Source organism: Rhizobium sp. SAFR-030 (assembly GCF_059415005.1).
In genome coordinates this window covers 50,274-64,448 of record NZ_JBPFDO010000001.1, presented here as the reverse complement: position 1 = coordinate 64,448, position 14,175 = coordinate 50,274, and the positions used below count along the sequence as shown (strand labels likewise).

Annotated in this window: 12 protein-coding genes; 10 read left to right on the top strand and 2 right to left on the bottom strand. The window is 64.3% G+C overall.

From position 1 onward, the window contains the following. The first annotated feature begins 131 nt into the window (after positions 1-131). Genes bamA through lpxB form a run of 6 tightly spaced genes read left to right on the top strand, consistent with a single transcriptional unit; the run spans position 132 to position 6,897 of the window. Positions 132-2,459: an outer membrane protein assembly factor BamA gene (gene bamA / locus ACR65N_RS00325; RefSeq protein ID WP_430303485.1), complete on the top strand. Its 2,328-nt coding sequence runs from the start codon at positions 132-134 to the stop codon at positions 2,457-2,459. Between the two features lie 49 nt (positions 2,460-2,508). After that, on the top strand, positions 2,509-3,570 hold the full coding sequence (lpxD, locus tag ACR65N_RS00320) for a UDP-3-O-(3-hydroxymyristoyl)glucosamine N-acyltransferase (RefSeq protein ID WP_440455325.1): 1,062 nt from the start codon (positions 2,509-2,511) through the stop codon (positions 3,568-3,570). Continuing rightward, entirely contained in the window at positions 3,563-4,030 is a 468-nt protein-coding gene (gene fabZ / locus ACR65N_RS00315) for a 3-hydroxyacyl-ACP dehydratase FabZ (protein ID WP_430303487.1), read from the top strand. The genes lpxD and fabZ overlap by 8 nt, the downstream gene beginning before the upstream one ends. Further along, positions 4,027-4,842, top strand: a complete 816-nt coding sequence (lpxA, locus tag ACR65N_RS00310) for an acyl-ACP--UDP-N-acetylglucosamine O-acyltransferase (protein ID WP_430303488.1) — start codon at positions 4,027-4,029, stop codon at positions 4,840-4,842. Before fabZ ends, lpxA begins: the two co-directional genes overlap by 4 nt. 4 nt (positions 4,843-4,846) lie before the next feature. Further along, the gene (locus tag ACR65N_RS00305; protein ID WP_440455324.1) at positions 4,847-5,731 is read left to right on the top strand and encodes an LpxI family protein; all 885 of its coding nucleotides are present in this window, start codon (positions 4,847-4,849) and stop codon (positions 5,729-5,731) included. Continuing rightward, complete coding sequence (lpxB, locus tag ACR65N_RS00300) at positions 5,728-6,897, top strand: lipid-A-disaccharide synthase (RefSeq protein WP_440455323.1); 1,170 nt, start codon at positions 5,728-5,730, stop codon at positions 6,895-6,897. Before ACR65N_RS00305 ends, lpxB begins: the two co-directional genes overlap by 4 nt. Positions 6,898-7,082: 185 nt before the next feature. Here the strand turns inward: lpxB and gltA are convergent, their stop codons facing one another. Continuing rightward, positions 7,083-8,372, bottom strand: a complete 1,290-nt coding sequence (gene gltA, locus ACR65N_RS00295) for a citrate synthase (RefSeq protein WP_430303491.1) — start codon at positions 8,370-8,372, stop codon at positions 7,083-7,085. A gap of 315 nt (positions 8,373-8,687) precedes the next feature. Between gltA and ACR65N_RS00290 the strand changes: the two genes are divergently transcribed. Further along, positions 8,688-10,835 carry a ComEC/Rec2 family competence protein gene (locus ACR65N_RS00290; RefSeq protein WP_440455322.1) on the top strand — a complete coding sequence of 716 codons (2,148 nt, stop codon included), beginning with the start codon at positions 8,688-8,690 and terminating at the stop codon, positions 10,833-10,835. A 72-nt stretch (positions 10,836-10,907) separates the two neighbouring features. Beyond that, on the top strand, positions 10,908-11,312 hold the full coding sequence (locus ACR65N_RS00285) for a hypothetical protein (protein ID WP_440455321.1): 405 nt from the start codon (positions 10,908-10,910) through the stop codon (positions 11,310-11,312). Here the strand turns inward: ACR65N_RS00285 and lexA are convergent. Continuing rightward, a complete protein-coding gene (gene lexA, locus ACR65N_RS00280; protein WP_440455320.1) occupies positions 11,293-12,012 on the bottom strand; it encodes a transcriptional repressor LexA in 720 nt (239 codons plus the stop codon). The two genes, ACR65N_RS00285 and lexA, sit on opposite strands and share 20 nt — an antisense overlap. A gap of 168 nt (positions 12,013-12,180) precedes the next feature. On the opposite strand from lexA, the gene ACR65N_RS00275 reads away from it, so the two are divergent. Together ACR65N_RS00275 and kdsA are read left to right on the top strand one after the other, a co-directional pair. Next, positions 12,181-13,035, top strand: a complete 855-nt coding sequence (locus ACR65N_RS00275) for a VOC family protein (RefSeq protein ID WP_440455319.1) — start codon at positions 12,181-12,183, stop codon at positions 13,033-13,035. Positions 13,036-13,038: 3 nt separating this feature from the next. After that, entirely contained in the window at positions 13,039-13,884 is an 846-nt protein-coding gene (gene kdsA / locus ACR65N_RS00270) for a 3-deoxy-8-phosphooctulonate synthase (protein WP_440455318.1), read from the top strand. Positions 13,885-14,175: the final 291 nt, after the last annotated feature.

The window sequence follows — 14,175 nt, the reverse complement described above, 5'->3', positions numbered from 1 at the left end:
CACGGTTTCAAAGGAAGTAAATAGAAATTAACGGCCTACCTTGCTTGTAGGGCAAAAGCAGGTAAAACGACACACGTGGCCGGAGTCGGGTGCCACCCGCCGAGGGACAACGGGAAAAGGTAAGAATTGAAATGAAAGCTGGTTCAAAGTTTTTGAACGCAGTGTCGGCGTTTGCGCTGTCTGCTGGGGTTGTCGCGTCGGGCGCAGGTGTTGTCGTACTTGGTTCGCCATTGTCCGCCGAAGCTGCAGTCATCCAGCGCGTCGATGTGCGGGGCGCTCAGCGGGCAGGCGAGGAAGCCGTTCGCTCCAACCTGACCATTCGCCCGGGTACCAGTTTCTCGAACTCTGACATCGATGAATCGGTTAAGCGGCTCTACGCGACCGGCTACTTCACCGATGTGAAGATCTCCGTTTCCGGCAGCACGTTGGTCGTCAACGTCAATGAGAACCTGCTGGTGAACCAGGTCGTGTTCAACGGCAACCGCAAGATCAAGGACGACAAGCTCACGACCGTCGTCCAGACTCAGCCGCTCGGCCCCTACAGCGATGCTCTCATCAGCGCCGACATCCAGCGCCTCAAGGAAGCCTACGCCCAGATCGGCCGCAACGACGTGGAGATCACCACGCAGACCGCACCGGTCGGCCAGGGTCGCGTCAACGTTGCGTTCGTCGTCAACGAGGGCGACCGCACCAAGATTTCCGACATCAACTTCGTCGGCAACCAGGCCTACAGCAACAGCCGTCTGCGCGACGTGCTGGTGACCAAGGAATCCGGTCCGCTGTCGTTCCTGACCCGCAAGGACGTCTATACGCAGGACAAGCAGCGCGCCGACGAGGAAGCGCTTCGCCAGTTCTACTACAACCACGGCTATCCGGACTTCCGCATCGTGTCGTCCGACGCAGCGCTGGACGAGTCGAAGAACGAATACACGATCACCTTCACCGTCGACGAAGGCCCGCGCTACCGGTTCGGCGACGTCAATGTCGAATCGACGGTTCCCGGCATCAACGGTCAGGATCTGACGGGTCTGGTGCAGACGACGTCGGGTGACGTCTACAATGCCCGCGACGTGCAGAAGTCGATGGAAGCGATCTCCAAGAAGGTGGCCGAAGCGGGCTATCCCTTCGCCCGGGTTACCCCGCGCGGCGACCGCAACTTCCAGAACAGCACGGTTGGCGTATCCTACCTGATCGACCAGGGCGAGCGTGCCTATGTCGAGCGTATCGACATCCGCGGCAACACCCGCACCCGTGACTACGTCATTCGCCGCGAGTTCGATCTCAGCGAAGGCGATGCCTTCAACCAGCAGATGGTCACCCGCGCCAAGCGCCGCCTGGAAGCGCTCGGCTACTTCAGCAAGGTCAATGTCGGCACGCAGCCTGGCTCTTCGCCGGATCGCGTCGTCATCGTCGTCGATGTCGAAGACCAGTCGACGGGCTCCTTCGGTGTCGGCATCGGCTACGCCGGTGACGACGGCGTCGTGCTCGAAGCGTCGGTCGAAGAAAAGAACTTCCTCGGTCGCGGCCAGTACATCCGCGTCGCCGCAGGTGGCGGTCAGGACGATGCCCGGACCTACTCGCTGAACTTCACCGAGCCGTACTTCCTGGGCTACCGCCTGGCAGCCGGCTTCGACGTGTTCAAGAGCCAGACGTCGAACAACGACTACTACACCTACAACGAACAGGGCTTCACCCTGCGCGTCACGGCGCCGATCACCGAAGAGCTGGCGACGACGTTCCGCTACACCTACAAGCAGATCGAGTACGAAGGCGACGGCAACTGGACGACCAACCTGTCGCAGCCGTATCAGGAACTGGTGAACGGCGGCAAATACGAGCAGTCGATCATCGGCCAGACGCTGACCTACAACACGGTCGACAGCATGACCCTGCCGCGCGAGGGCATCTATGCCACCGCAACGCATGAATTTGCAGGCGTCGGCGGCGATTCCGAGTACTACAAGATCTACGGCCGCGCCCGCTACTTCCACCTGCTGTCGGACGAACTCGACATCATCGGTCAGCTGGCCGTTGGCGCGGGTCATGTGGTGAAGACCGGCGATGACCTGAACGTCTTCGACCAGTTCACCCTGGGCGGCCGTCAGGTTCGTGGCTTCGAAAGCGACGGTATCGGTCCGCGCATGCCGAACGGCGATACGATCGGCGGCACGACCTACTTCACGGCCTCCGCTGAAGTCAGCGTTCCGATGCCGGCCGTTCCGGAAGACTTCGGTCTGCGTGCAGCCGTGTTCGCCGATGCCGGTACGCTTTATGGCAACGAAGTGGCCAATGCCACCGGTGTGCTGGGTACCAACAGTTCGTGGCGTGCATCCGTCGGCGCCGGCATCACCTGGGCTTCGCCCTTCGGTGCTCTGCGGTTCGACTATGCAATGCCGGTCGCCAAGGAAGACTTCGACCAGGAGCAGCGCTTCCGGTTCAGCATGGCGAACCAGTTCTGACATCTGCCGCCCAGAACTGCGGACCGAAACTGTTCTGGAGCTTTGGCTGATGGACAACAACGACTTCTTCCCACCGCACGCCGGTGTGGGGCTGCGTGAACTCGCAGCCCTGATCGGTGCGGAACTCGCCGACGAGGCGCATGCGGACCGGATCATCCGGTCCGTTTCGCCGGTTGCGCGGGCAGGCGAGGGCGACCTCTGCTACATCCTCTCGCGCAAGCACAAGGATGAACTCGAGACCTGCAAGGCCTCGGCCATCCTCGTGGATGCCGCCCTGCGGCCGATGATCCCCGATCATATTCCCGTCCTGCTGACCTCGAAGCCGAGCACGGCTTTCGCGATGGCCGGCGCTTTCCTGTATCCGAAGGCGGCCCGCATTCCGCCGATCGTATCGGACAGCGGCATCTCACCCGCCGCCTATATCGATCCTTCCGCACGCCTTGAGCCGGACGTCACGGTAGAGCCGATGGCTGTCATCGGCGCCGGCGCTGAAATCGGCTCCGGCTCGTATATCGGTGCAGGTTCGGTGATCGGCGCAGGCGTTCGGATCGGCCGCGACTGCTCGGTTGCCGCCGGCGCCTCGGTCGTCGCAGCATTGATCGGCAACAATGTCATCATTCACAACGGCGTGCGGATCGGCCAGGACGGCTTCGGCTTCGCGCCGGGACCGCGCGGCATGCTGAAGATCGTCCAGATCGGCCGCGTGATCATCCAGGACAATGTCGAGATCGGTGCCAACAGCACCGTCGACCGCGGCGCGATGGACGATACGGTGATCGGCGAGGGCACCAAGATCGACAATCTTGTGCAGGTTGCCCACAACGTGCGCATTGGTCGGCATTGCGCGATCGCGAGCGGTGCTGGTATAGCGGGCTCCTCAACGATCGGAGACGGCGTCCAGATCGGTGGAGCGGTCGGCGTTAATGGTCACATCACCATTGGCGACGGTGTGCAGATTGCCGCCATGAGCGGCGTGATCGCATCCCTGCCGCCCGGCGGACGGTACGGCGGCATCCCGGCCCGGCCGATGCCGGACTTCATGCGCGACGTTGCCGAGATGATGGCGCGCTCGGACGAGCGCGCGAAGAAAAGAGGAGAACGCAATGATTGATCAGGAGAAGACGGCGCTCGATTCCGTCGACATTCTGGAGATCATGAAGCTCTTGCCTCATCGGTATCCGTTTCTTCTGGTCGACAAGATCGTCGACATCAACGGCGACGAAAGTGCGGTCGGCATCAAGAACGTGACGGCCAACGAGCCGCATTTCGTCGGCCATTTTCCCGAGCGACCGATCATGCCCGGCGTTCTGTTGATCGAAGCCATGGCCCAGACGGCTGGCGCGATCTGCGCTCGCAAGCAGGGCGAGGGCGGCAAGCTCGTCTATTTCATGACTATCGACAACGCCCGTTTCCGCCGGCCCGTGGTGCCGGGGGATCGCGTCGAGATCCATGTCGTCAAGCAGAAGCAGCGCGGCAATATCTGGAAGTTCCATTGCGATGCCAAGGTTGACGGATCGCTTGTTGCGGAAGCCGATATCGGCGCCATGATCCGCCCGAAGGATGACGAATGAGCAGTATCGCCTCCAGCGCCCGGATCCATCCGCTGGCCGTTGTTGAGGAAGGCGCGGTGATCGGCGAGAACGTCGTCGTCGGCCCTTTCAGCCATATCGGTGCCCGCGTCGTCCTGAAGGATGATGTGCAGGTCATCTCCAATGCAGTCGTCGACGGCCTGACCGAGATCGGGCGCGGTAGCAAGATCTTTCCGATGGCGGTGATCGGCGGCGTATCGCAGAGCCTGCACGAGGCTGGCGCGGAATCGCGGCTTGTCGTCGGTGAAAACTGCACGATGCGCGAAGGCGTGACGATGAACACCGGTACGGTCGGCGGCGGCGGGATCACCAGCGTCGGCGACAACTGCCTGTTTCTCGCCAATTCCCACGTGGCGCACGATTGCCGGCTCGGCAGCGGCATCATCCTGTCGAACAACGTGATGCTCGCCGGCCATGTTCATGTGGGCGACCGCGCCATCCTCAGCGGCGGCTGCGCCGTGCACCAGTTCAGCCGCATCGGCCGCCAGGCGTTCATCGGTGGCCTCTCGGCGGTCAACTACGACGTCATTCCCTATGGCATGCTGAACGGCAACCCGGGCGTGCTCGGCGGCCTGAACGTCGTCGGCATGAGCCGCGCCGGCATCGACCGGTCGGTGATCCATCAGGTCCGCCGCGCCTTCAAGCAGATCTTCGACGGCGAGGGTTCGGTCCGCACCCGCGCCGCAGAGGTTCGCGAGGAGTATCTGGATTGCCCGGAGGCTCTGGAGATCATCGATTTCATCGGCGCCGAAAGCGACCGTGCGATCTCCTCGCCGTATCGCGGCAAGGCCTGATCCGATGGGCGCCGCTCCGGCAGCGAACCCGGAGGGGCGCCTGGCCATCGTCGCCGGCAACGGCTTCCTGCCGCTCTATGTGGCGGAGGCGGCGCGCAGCGCCGGCGATGATCCCGTGGTCATCCTCCTGAAGAACGAGGCGGATCGGGATTTCTCCGGTTTCGATCATGTCGTTGCGGGCGTCGGTGATTTTGCCGGTATCGAGAAAATCATTCGCGAACGCGGCGTTCGCCGCATCGTCATGTCGGGCGGCGTCAAGCGCCGGCCGGAATGGCGCGACATCCATCCCACCTGGCGGGCGCTGTCGAAAATGCCCGCCGTTGTGCGCACGCTGCTGGCCGGCGGCGACGACACCGTGTTGCAGATGGTCATCAAGCTGTTCGAGGGCATGGGCTGCCGGGTCGTTGGCGTGCACGAGATCGCCCCTGATCTTCTGGCGCAGACCGGCGTCCTGACGAAACAATCCCCCAATGCCGACGACCGCCGCGACATCGAGATCGCAGCGCACGCCGCGCGTCTTCTCGGCGGGCTGGACGTCGGCCAGGGAGCCGTCTGCGTCGGCGGCCGGATCGTCGCGCTGGAGGGCGCGGAGGGGACCGACCAGATGCTGGAGCGGGTGGCCGATCTTCGGCGCACAGGCAGGATTTCCGCCCGGCGCCGCGGCGTGCTCGTCAAGCTCTGCAAGCCACAGCAGGATGTGCGGGCCGATCTGCCGACGGTTGGACCCTCGACGGTGCGCCTGGCGATCGCCGCCGGTCTCGCCGGCGTCGCGGTCGAGGCCGGGCGGGCACTGGTGATCGACCGGCCGGCGATGCTGGCACTGGCGGACGAGGCGGAACTGTTCGTCTGCGGTCTTGATGCCGGGCTGCCGCGGGAGGGGCTCGCATGAGCGCGCGGCCGCTGAAGATCGCGGTCGTTGCCGGCGAGGTCTCCGGCGATCTTCTGGGTGGTGATCTGGTCGCGCATCTGAAGCGCGCCCATGACGGCCCGGTTGAACTGATCGGCGTCGGCGGCGAGAGCCTGCAGGCGCAGGGTCTTCAGTCGCTCTTCGATTTCTCGGAATTGTCGATCATGGGCGTGACGCAGGTGCTGAAGCGCCTGCCGCTGCTGCTGCGGCGGATCCGCCAGACGGCAGACGCCATTATCGCCGCGCGTCCTGACATTCTGCTCATCATTGACAGCCCGGATTTCACCCACCGTGTGGCCAAACGTGTGCGCGCCAAGCTGCCGGACCTGCCGGTCGTCGACTATGTCTGCCCGAGCGTCTGGGCCTGGAAGGAATACCGGGCGAAGGCGATGCTTGGCTATGTCGACCATGTGCTGGCGCTGCTGCCCTTCGAGCCTGAGGCGATGCGCCGTCTCGGCGGCCCGAAGACCGATTTCGTCGGCCACCGCTTGACCGTCGATCCGGCTGTCGTGACGGTGAGGGCGCGCCGCGCGGCCCGGCCGCTGGCGGAAGGCGACAAGACCATTCTGTTGCTGCCCGGCTCGCGGTCGACCGAAATTCGCGCGCTGATGCCGGAGCTGAAGGCGACGGTAGATCTGCTGTCGGAGCGAAATCCCGGCATGCGCTTTCTGCTGCCGACGGTTCCGCGCCAGGCTGACCTGGTTCGCGACCTGCTGCGGGACTGGCCCGTACAGCCGGAATTTTCGAGCGACGTTGCCGGCAAATGGCGCGCCTTTGCCGAAGCCGACGCAGCGATCGCCGCGTCCGGCACCGTGACGCTGGAACTCGCGCTCTGCGGCGTACCGGCAGTGTCGATCTACAAGGCGGACTGGCTGATCCGGCTGATGGCCAAACGCATCAAGGTGTGGTCCGGCGCGCTGCCGAACCTGATCGCCGACCAGCCGGTGGTTCCCGAACATATCAACGAGCTGGTGCGGGCAGGCTATCTCTGCCGCTGGGCCGAATGCCTGTCGAGCGAAACGCCGCAGCGCCGCGCGATGCTGGAAGGCTTCGACTTCGTCTGGCAGAGGCTGTCGACCTCCGTGCCGCCCGGCGAGGCCGGAGCCGGCCTGGTGCTGCAACTGCTTTCCGACAGGCAGCGTCTCTAGATCATTCCACTGACGTTAGACGGACCCTGTGCAGCGATTCGCCGGCGCGATCGGCCGGCATGGGCGAGCTAAGCGCGATTTCTGCGCTTGGCTCACTTACAAGGTGCGGCACAGAGGTCTCGAAACAGCAAAAAGCCCGGAGCATGGCTCCGGGCTTTTTTGTATTCCGCTGTCGAGCCGAGTGATCAGCGCTTGGCGACCGGCACGTAATCGCGCTGCGCGGCGCCGGTGTAGAGCTGGCGCGGACGACCGATGCGCTGCTGCGGATCCTCGATCATTTCCGCCCACTGGGCGATCCAGCCGACGGTACGGGCCAGCGCGAACAGCACGGTGAACATGGTCGTCGGGAAGCCCATCGCCTTCAGGGTGATGCCCGAATAGAAGTCGATGTTCGGGTAGAGCTTCTTCTCGATGAAGTAGTCGTCCGTGAGGGCGATCTTCTCGAGCTCCATGGCAACCTGCAGCAGCGGGTCGTCATTGTGGCCGAGTTCGGCCAGAACCTCATGCGTAGTCTTCTGCATGATCTTGGCGCGCGGATCGTAGTTCTTGTAGACGCGGTGGCCAAAGCCCATCAGGCGGAACGGATCGTTCTTGTCCTTGGCGCGGGCGATGTATTCCGGGATCTTGTCGACCGTGCCGATTTCCATCAGCATGTTGAGCGCCGCTTCGTTGGCGCCGCCGTGTGCGGGACCCCAGAGGCAGGCGATGCCGGCCGCGATGCAGGCGAACGGGTTGGCACCCGAAGAGCCGGCGAGACGTACGGTCGAGGTGGAGGCGTTCTGCTCGTGATCGGCGTGCAGGATGAAGATGCGGTCCATGGCACGCGCCAGAACCGGGTTCACCTTGTACTCTTCGCACGGCACGGCAAAGCACATGCGCAGGAAGTTCGACGCGTAGTCGAGATCATTCTGCGGATACACGAACGGCTGGCCGATATGGTACTTGTAGGCCATCGCCGCGATCGTCGGCATCTTGGCGATCATCCGCAGCGAGGCAACCATGCGCTGGTGCGGATCCGTGATATCGGTCGAGTCGTGGTAGAAGGCCGAAAGAGCGCCGACCGTGCCGACCATGACGGCCATCGGGTGGGCGTCGCGGCGGAAGCCGGTGAAGAAGCGGCTCATCTGTTCGTGCACCATCGTGTGATGGGTCACGCGGTGGTCGAAATCCTTCTTCTGCGCAGCCGTCGGCAGTTCGCCGTACAACAGCAGATAGCAGGTTTCCAGGAAGTCACCCTGCTCGGCCAGCTGCTCGATCGGATATCCGCGATGCAGCAGGATACCTTCGTCGCCATCGATGAAGGTGATCTTGGATTCGCAGGAGGCCGTCGAGGTGAAGCCGGGGTCGTAGGTGAAGGCGCCGGTCTGCTTGTAGAGCGACGCGATGTCGATCACGTCCGGCCCGATCGTCCCGCTTTTTACGGGAAGATCGACCTTCTTATCTCCCAATCCAAGATGTGCGCTTGTGTCCGTCATGCTGATCCTCCGATGGGCGGAATGGCGCAAAATGCGCCAGAAGAATGAAGCGTCTCAAAGTAGCTATATGATCTGATGCGCGCTGCCAAGCACTGGTGAAGGCTAATTGTGCGGCGCGAAAGAGGGGCGGGCAAGGGCACTTTCGGCATCATCTGGAGCGTCTTGCGGGGGTTGCTGGACTTTAATCGATCCAAACGCCCGCCGTGGTCCGCGTGATGACAAAAGCGTCATTGACCACCCCTGATAATCGGGTGCAGATTGTCGATCGGTTAAGAGGGCGGCGGTGAATTCAAGCAAATTCTCCGGGGGGCTCGATTGTCGCAGCATGACGCGCAGATCGCAGATGAGCGACACCTGCCGGCGATGCCACGGGCGCCGCCGGACGCATCTCCTGTTCCGACGGTGCCTGAAAACCACGGGCCGGCCGCCGAGTTCCAGACCTCGGTAAAATCCTGGCCGAACACCCACCTTCGGCTTGCCTCTGGGCGGCAGGCGGTGCTTCGCCTGGGAGCGCTCGGTGCCGAAGAAATCGCCCATGGGCGGCTGTTTCTCGCCGTTCCGCTGCTGCTGGGGCTCGGCATTCTCCTCTGGTTCGGACTGCCCCTGGAACCGCCGGCATTTGTCGGCTGGCTCGCAGTCCCCTTGCTCCTCCTGGCGCCAGTCGCCGCTGCCCGCGGCCTGCAGGGGACGGCACGCGGTGTGGCGGCGCTCGCCTTTATCATCGCCGGCATGGGGCTTGCGGCGCTGGAGACCTGGCGGCAGACGACACAGGTGCTCGACAGCGCGGTGACGACCAGGATCGAAGGCATCGTCGAGCGACGCGAGGCGGCCGGCGATGGAAGCTGGCGCTATGTGGTGCGGCTGACTGCCACCCGAGATCCGCAACTCGTTCGCCCGCCGGACCGGGTGGCGGTGCTGGCAAGGGGGCAGGAGGCGAGCATCGCGCCGGGGATGGTGCTGACCGGTCGGGCACGGCTCTCGCCTCCGTCGGGTCCGGCACTGCCCGGGCTGACGGATTTCGGCTTTGCCGCTTTCTTCGACGGGATCGGCGCGGTGGGCTATTTTTACGGCAAGCCGCAGGCCGGCGGGCCGGCGGCGGACCTGAGTCTTGCCGAGCGGGCGCAGATGTCGCTCTACTCGCTGCGCGGCATGGTCGGCGACCGGATCCGCAGCTTCGTACCCGGAGATGCGGGCGCCTTCGCCGCAGCCATCGTCACCGATGAACGCCGGGCGATCTCCAGCGAAGCGGTGACCGCGCTCAGGATGGCCGGCCTTGCCCATATCGTTGCCATCTCCGGCCTCAACATGGCGCTTGCCGCCGGCATCTGCTTTGTCGGCCTGCGTATCCTCCTCAGCCTCTCGCCGCCGCTGGCGCAGGCTCTGCCGACGAAGAAGATTGCCGCCGGTGGCGCGCTGCTGCTGGTCACGCTCTACTACGTCATCTCCGGCTTCGGCGTTTCCGCCGAGCGCGCCTACCTGATGATGGCGATCATGCTGACTGCCGTGTTCTTCGACCGCCCGTCGATCAGCCTCCACAACATCGCCCTGGCGGCGCTGGTGATCATGATCCTGTCGCCCTCCGCCGTCCTCGGCCCGAGCTTCCAGATGTCGTTTGCCGCAACCGCGGCGCTCGTCGCCGGTTACGCAGGCTGGACGGCGCGGCGGGCACGGCAGGACCATGACACGCGACCGCTGGCCACGGGTTTGACTGCACGCGGCCTCACAAGCCTCTGGACGATGGTGAGCGGGACCTTCATCACCTCACTGATCGGCGGCCTGTCGACGGCGATCTTTTCGGTCAGCCACTTTCACCAGCTGACGGGATACGGGCTCGTCGCCAATCTGGCGGCGATGCCGGTGGTCTCGCTGGTCGTCATGCCCGCCGGCCTGCTCGGCATGCTGGCGATGCCTCTCGGTCTCGACAAGCCGTTCTTCGCCCTCATGGGCCTGGGCTCGGGCATGGTCATCGCCATTGCCACCGAGGTCGCCTCCTGGGGCGGAAACATGGTGGTTGGCCGCACGCCGCCGTGGTTCCTGCCGCTGACGACTGTCGGCCTGCTGCTGCTGGTGCTCCTGCGGACGCGCCTGGCGCTGCTCGGCCTCGTTCCTCTCGGCGCAGGTCTGCTGCTGGTCGGCATGGTCGAGCCATCGAAGAAGAACCCCGACCTGCTGATTTCAGAGGATGGCGCACTGGTGGCGGCGATAGACGGAACTAGCGCCAGCCTCAACCGGCCGCGCCCGCCAGCCTTCCTCTACCGGCAGTGGGAAAGCGCCCTGCAACTGGGCGAGATGAACAGCCCCGAGCGCCGAGACGCGCCTCCCGAGCCGGCGGCAAACCCCGTGCCGGCAGCGAAACAGCAGCCAGCGGGGCACCCTGTGCCCGCGGCAAACACCGAGCCGACGCCTGAGACGACGAAGAGCAACCCGACAGCCAGCCCCGACGCAACTGCGACGACCAACTAGATAGCCAAACCTGCCGCCGCCGCGAGGCCGCAACCGCTGACCCGCGAAGGACTGGCGTCCGCCCGGGCACTGATGCAGGACACATTCGCCGGCGCGCCTCCCGACCGGTTCGTCTGCCTCGGCCAGAAAATCTGTCTGCTGCGAAGCGCATCAGGCAATCGCATCGCCTGGGTCGATGACGCGCGCTATGCCGGGCCTGCCTGCGATACGGCGGACCTCGTCATCGCACCGCGCGCCCGTTTCGACACGTGCCGCTCGAACGCGCTGATGCTGAACGGCGCCAGCCTCAGACGAACAGGCGCCGTCGAGATCGATTTCGCCGCCAGCCGCGATCCGGAAAGCTGGCACCTGCACGCGGCGATGACCGGCATCCGGCGCCCGTGGACGCAGCATCGCGCCTACGACTGGCGCACGCGCAGCATGGACGAGCAGCTACCCGAGCGGTTGGCGCGGATGATCAGTGATAGCGGCGGATGAGGCCGACGAGCTTGCCCTGAACCTTGACGCGGTCTGCGGAAAAGATACGCGTCTCGTAAGCCGGGTTTGCAGCCTCCAGCGCGATGGAGGCACCCTTGCGGCGAAAACGCTTCAGCGTCGCTTCTTCGTCGTCGACCAGCGCCACGACGATATCGCCCGGGCTTGCCGTGCTGCCGTTGCGGATGACGACGGTATCGCCGTCGAGGATGCCGGCCTCGATCATCGAATCGCCCTTGACCTCGAGCGCGTAATGCTCGCCCGGCCCAAGCATCTCCATCGGCACGCTGATTTCGTGCGTGTTGTTCTGGATCGCCGAAATCGGCACGCCGGCAGCGATCCGTCCCATCACAGGGACGGAGGCGGAGGTCGCATCATTGGCGGGGATGGCGACGGGGCGGGCGGCCGAGGGTGCTTGCGTCTTGCCGAGACTTCCCTCGATGACGCTCGGCGAAAAGCCGCGGCGCGGCTGCGGTGCTGCGGAATAGGCTTCCGGCAGCTTGATCACTTCCAGCGCGCGAGCCCGGTTCGGCAGCCGGCGGATGAAACCGCGCTCTTCCAGCGCCGTGATCAGCCGGTGGATGCCCGACTTGGATGCCAGCTCGAGCGCGTCCTTCATCTCGTCGAAAGACGGCGGCACGCCTGATTCTTTCATCCGTTCGTGAATGAACAGAAGCAGTTCCTGCTGTTTGCGCGTGAGCATGGCGGCGACCCCCTGAAGGAAACAAATCCAGAACGAACACTATCTGTTCCACATGTGTTCCGCAAGTGCCTAAGATCCGGTGAACGCAGGCTCATCACGGATTTTCTGCTTCGACTTCGCCCTGATGCGCGGTAAAACGGACGGCAATCGAGGCTGGAGGCATGGAAGATGGACAGTGACAGGCCGCGCGCGATCGATCATCTGGTCTTGCCCATCGAATCGCTGCAGACCTCGCGGGAGCGGCTCGAGGCGCTCGGCTTCACCGTCGCCCGGCAGGCGGATCATCCCTTCGGCACATCGAATGCCTGCGTATTCCTGGCGGACGGCACCTATCTCGAGCCGCTCGTCATCCGCGACGCTTCTCTGGTCGGCGAGAGCGTGCGAGGCGGCAATGTCTTCACCGGACGCGACGCGCGGTTTCGCGGCGGCCGGCTGGAGGGCCTCTCGGCGATCGTCGTGTCGAGCACTGATGCTGCCGCCGATCACGAGCGCTTCCTGCGGGCGGGCATTTCAGCCGGCGACATGCTCGGTTTCTCGCGGCAGGCGTTGACCGCGGAAGGGGCACCCGTCACGGCAAGCTTCCAGCTGACCTTTGCCGATCTGGGAAGCGACCTGTTCTTCCTGTTCAGCTGCCAAAGGATCAACCCGTTGCCGGCCGATCGCTCGGTGCTGGAGCGGCACGAGAACGGTGTGGTGGCGTTGCGCGAGGTGTTGCTGCACGGTGCCGCACCCGATGATCTGGTCAAGCGCATCGAGACGGTGACGCACGCGGCTGGCTTCAGCGAAGCGGACGAGACGGCCTTCACGCTTGCCAATGCGCGCATTCGCCTCGTCGCCGGAGCGGAAACCGCGAGTGGAGCCGATAGGGCGGTGAAGGCGGCGGCGGTCGTCTTCCATGTCGCCGATCTGACGGTGACAGAGCTGTTGCTGGCTGATAATCACCTCCCATATGTGAGGACGCCGCACCGTATCACCGTGGCGCCGGCGCCCGGTCAGGGCGTTTCGTTCGTTTTCGAGGAGTAGATCATGGGCGTGAGCGCCAATGCAGAGGTTGCTGTCGGCGAGGGCTCGTCCCGCGTCATGTTTTCCAACAGTGGCCGGCTGTCGCTGATCTGCGGACCGTGCCAGATGGAAAGCCGCGACCATGCCTTCATGATGGCTGGCCGGATCAAGGAAATCTGCGATCGGCTCGATATTGGCCTTGTCTACAAGTCGTCCTTCGACAAGGCGAACCGCACGTCGCTGAACGGTCCGCGTGGCATCGGCATCGATGCGGCGATGGAGATCTTTGCCGACCTGAAGGCCGAATTCGGCTTTCCGGTGCTCACCGACATCCACACGGAAGAGCAGTGCGCCATCGTCTCGCAGACGGTCGATATCCTGCAGATCCCGGCGTTCCTCTGCCGCCAGACGGACCTTTTGGTGGCGGCGGCGAAGACAGGCCGGGTCATCAACGTCAAGAAGGGCCAGTTCCTGGCTCCTTGGGACATGAAGAACGTGCTCGCCAAGTTCACCGAAAGCGGCAATCCGAACGTGCTGCTCTGCGAACGCGGCGCGTCCTTCGGCTACAACACGCTGGTCTCCGACATGCGCTCGCTGCCGATCATGGCGTCGCTTGGCGCGCCGGTCATTTTCGATGCCACCCATTCGGTGCAGCAGCCGGGCGGGCAGGGCGGCTCCAGTGGCGGCCAGCGCGAGTTCGTCGAGACGCTTGCCCGTGCGGCGGTGGCCGTCGGCATCGCCGGCGTCTTCATCGAAACCCATGAAGATCCGGACAATGCGCCGTCCGACGGGCCCAACATGGTGCGCATCGAGAACCTCGAGCGCCTTCTCGAAACGCTGCTCGCCTTCGACGCCGTCGCCAAGCGCTGAGGCGGCGCTGTTCCGAGTTTGCCTGTCTCACATCGGGTGAGATGGGCGGTCTACGCAAGGTGGACGACGTCTTCTGTTGAACGGACGGACCTCCTCCCGCCCGCTTCTTTCAGTGGGCAAGAGATTGGGTGTGGGTGACGATAAAGATGTCTCTCAGGATCGATTTCCGGGTTCGGGGGAGATTGCCAGACGGGCGCGACACGGTCCGTCGGCCCGGCAGCGATGGTCGCAACTGCCGCCGCGACTGCCATTGTAATTTTAGAATCATCCAGTAAGACAGGCCATCTCCAA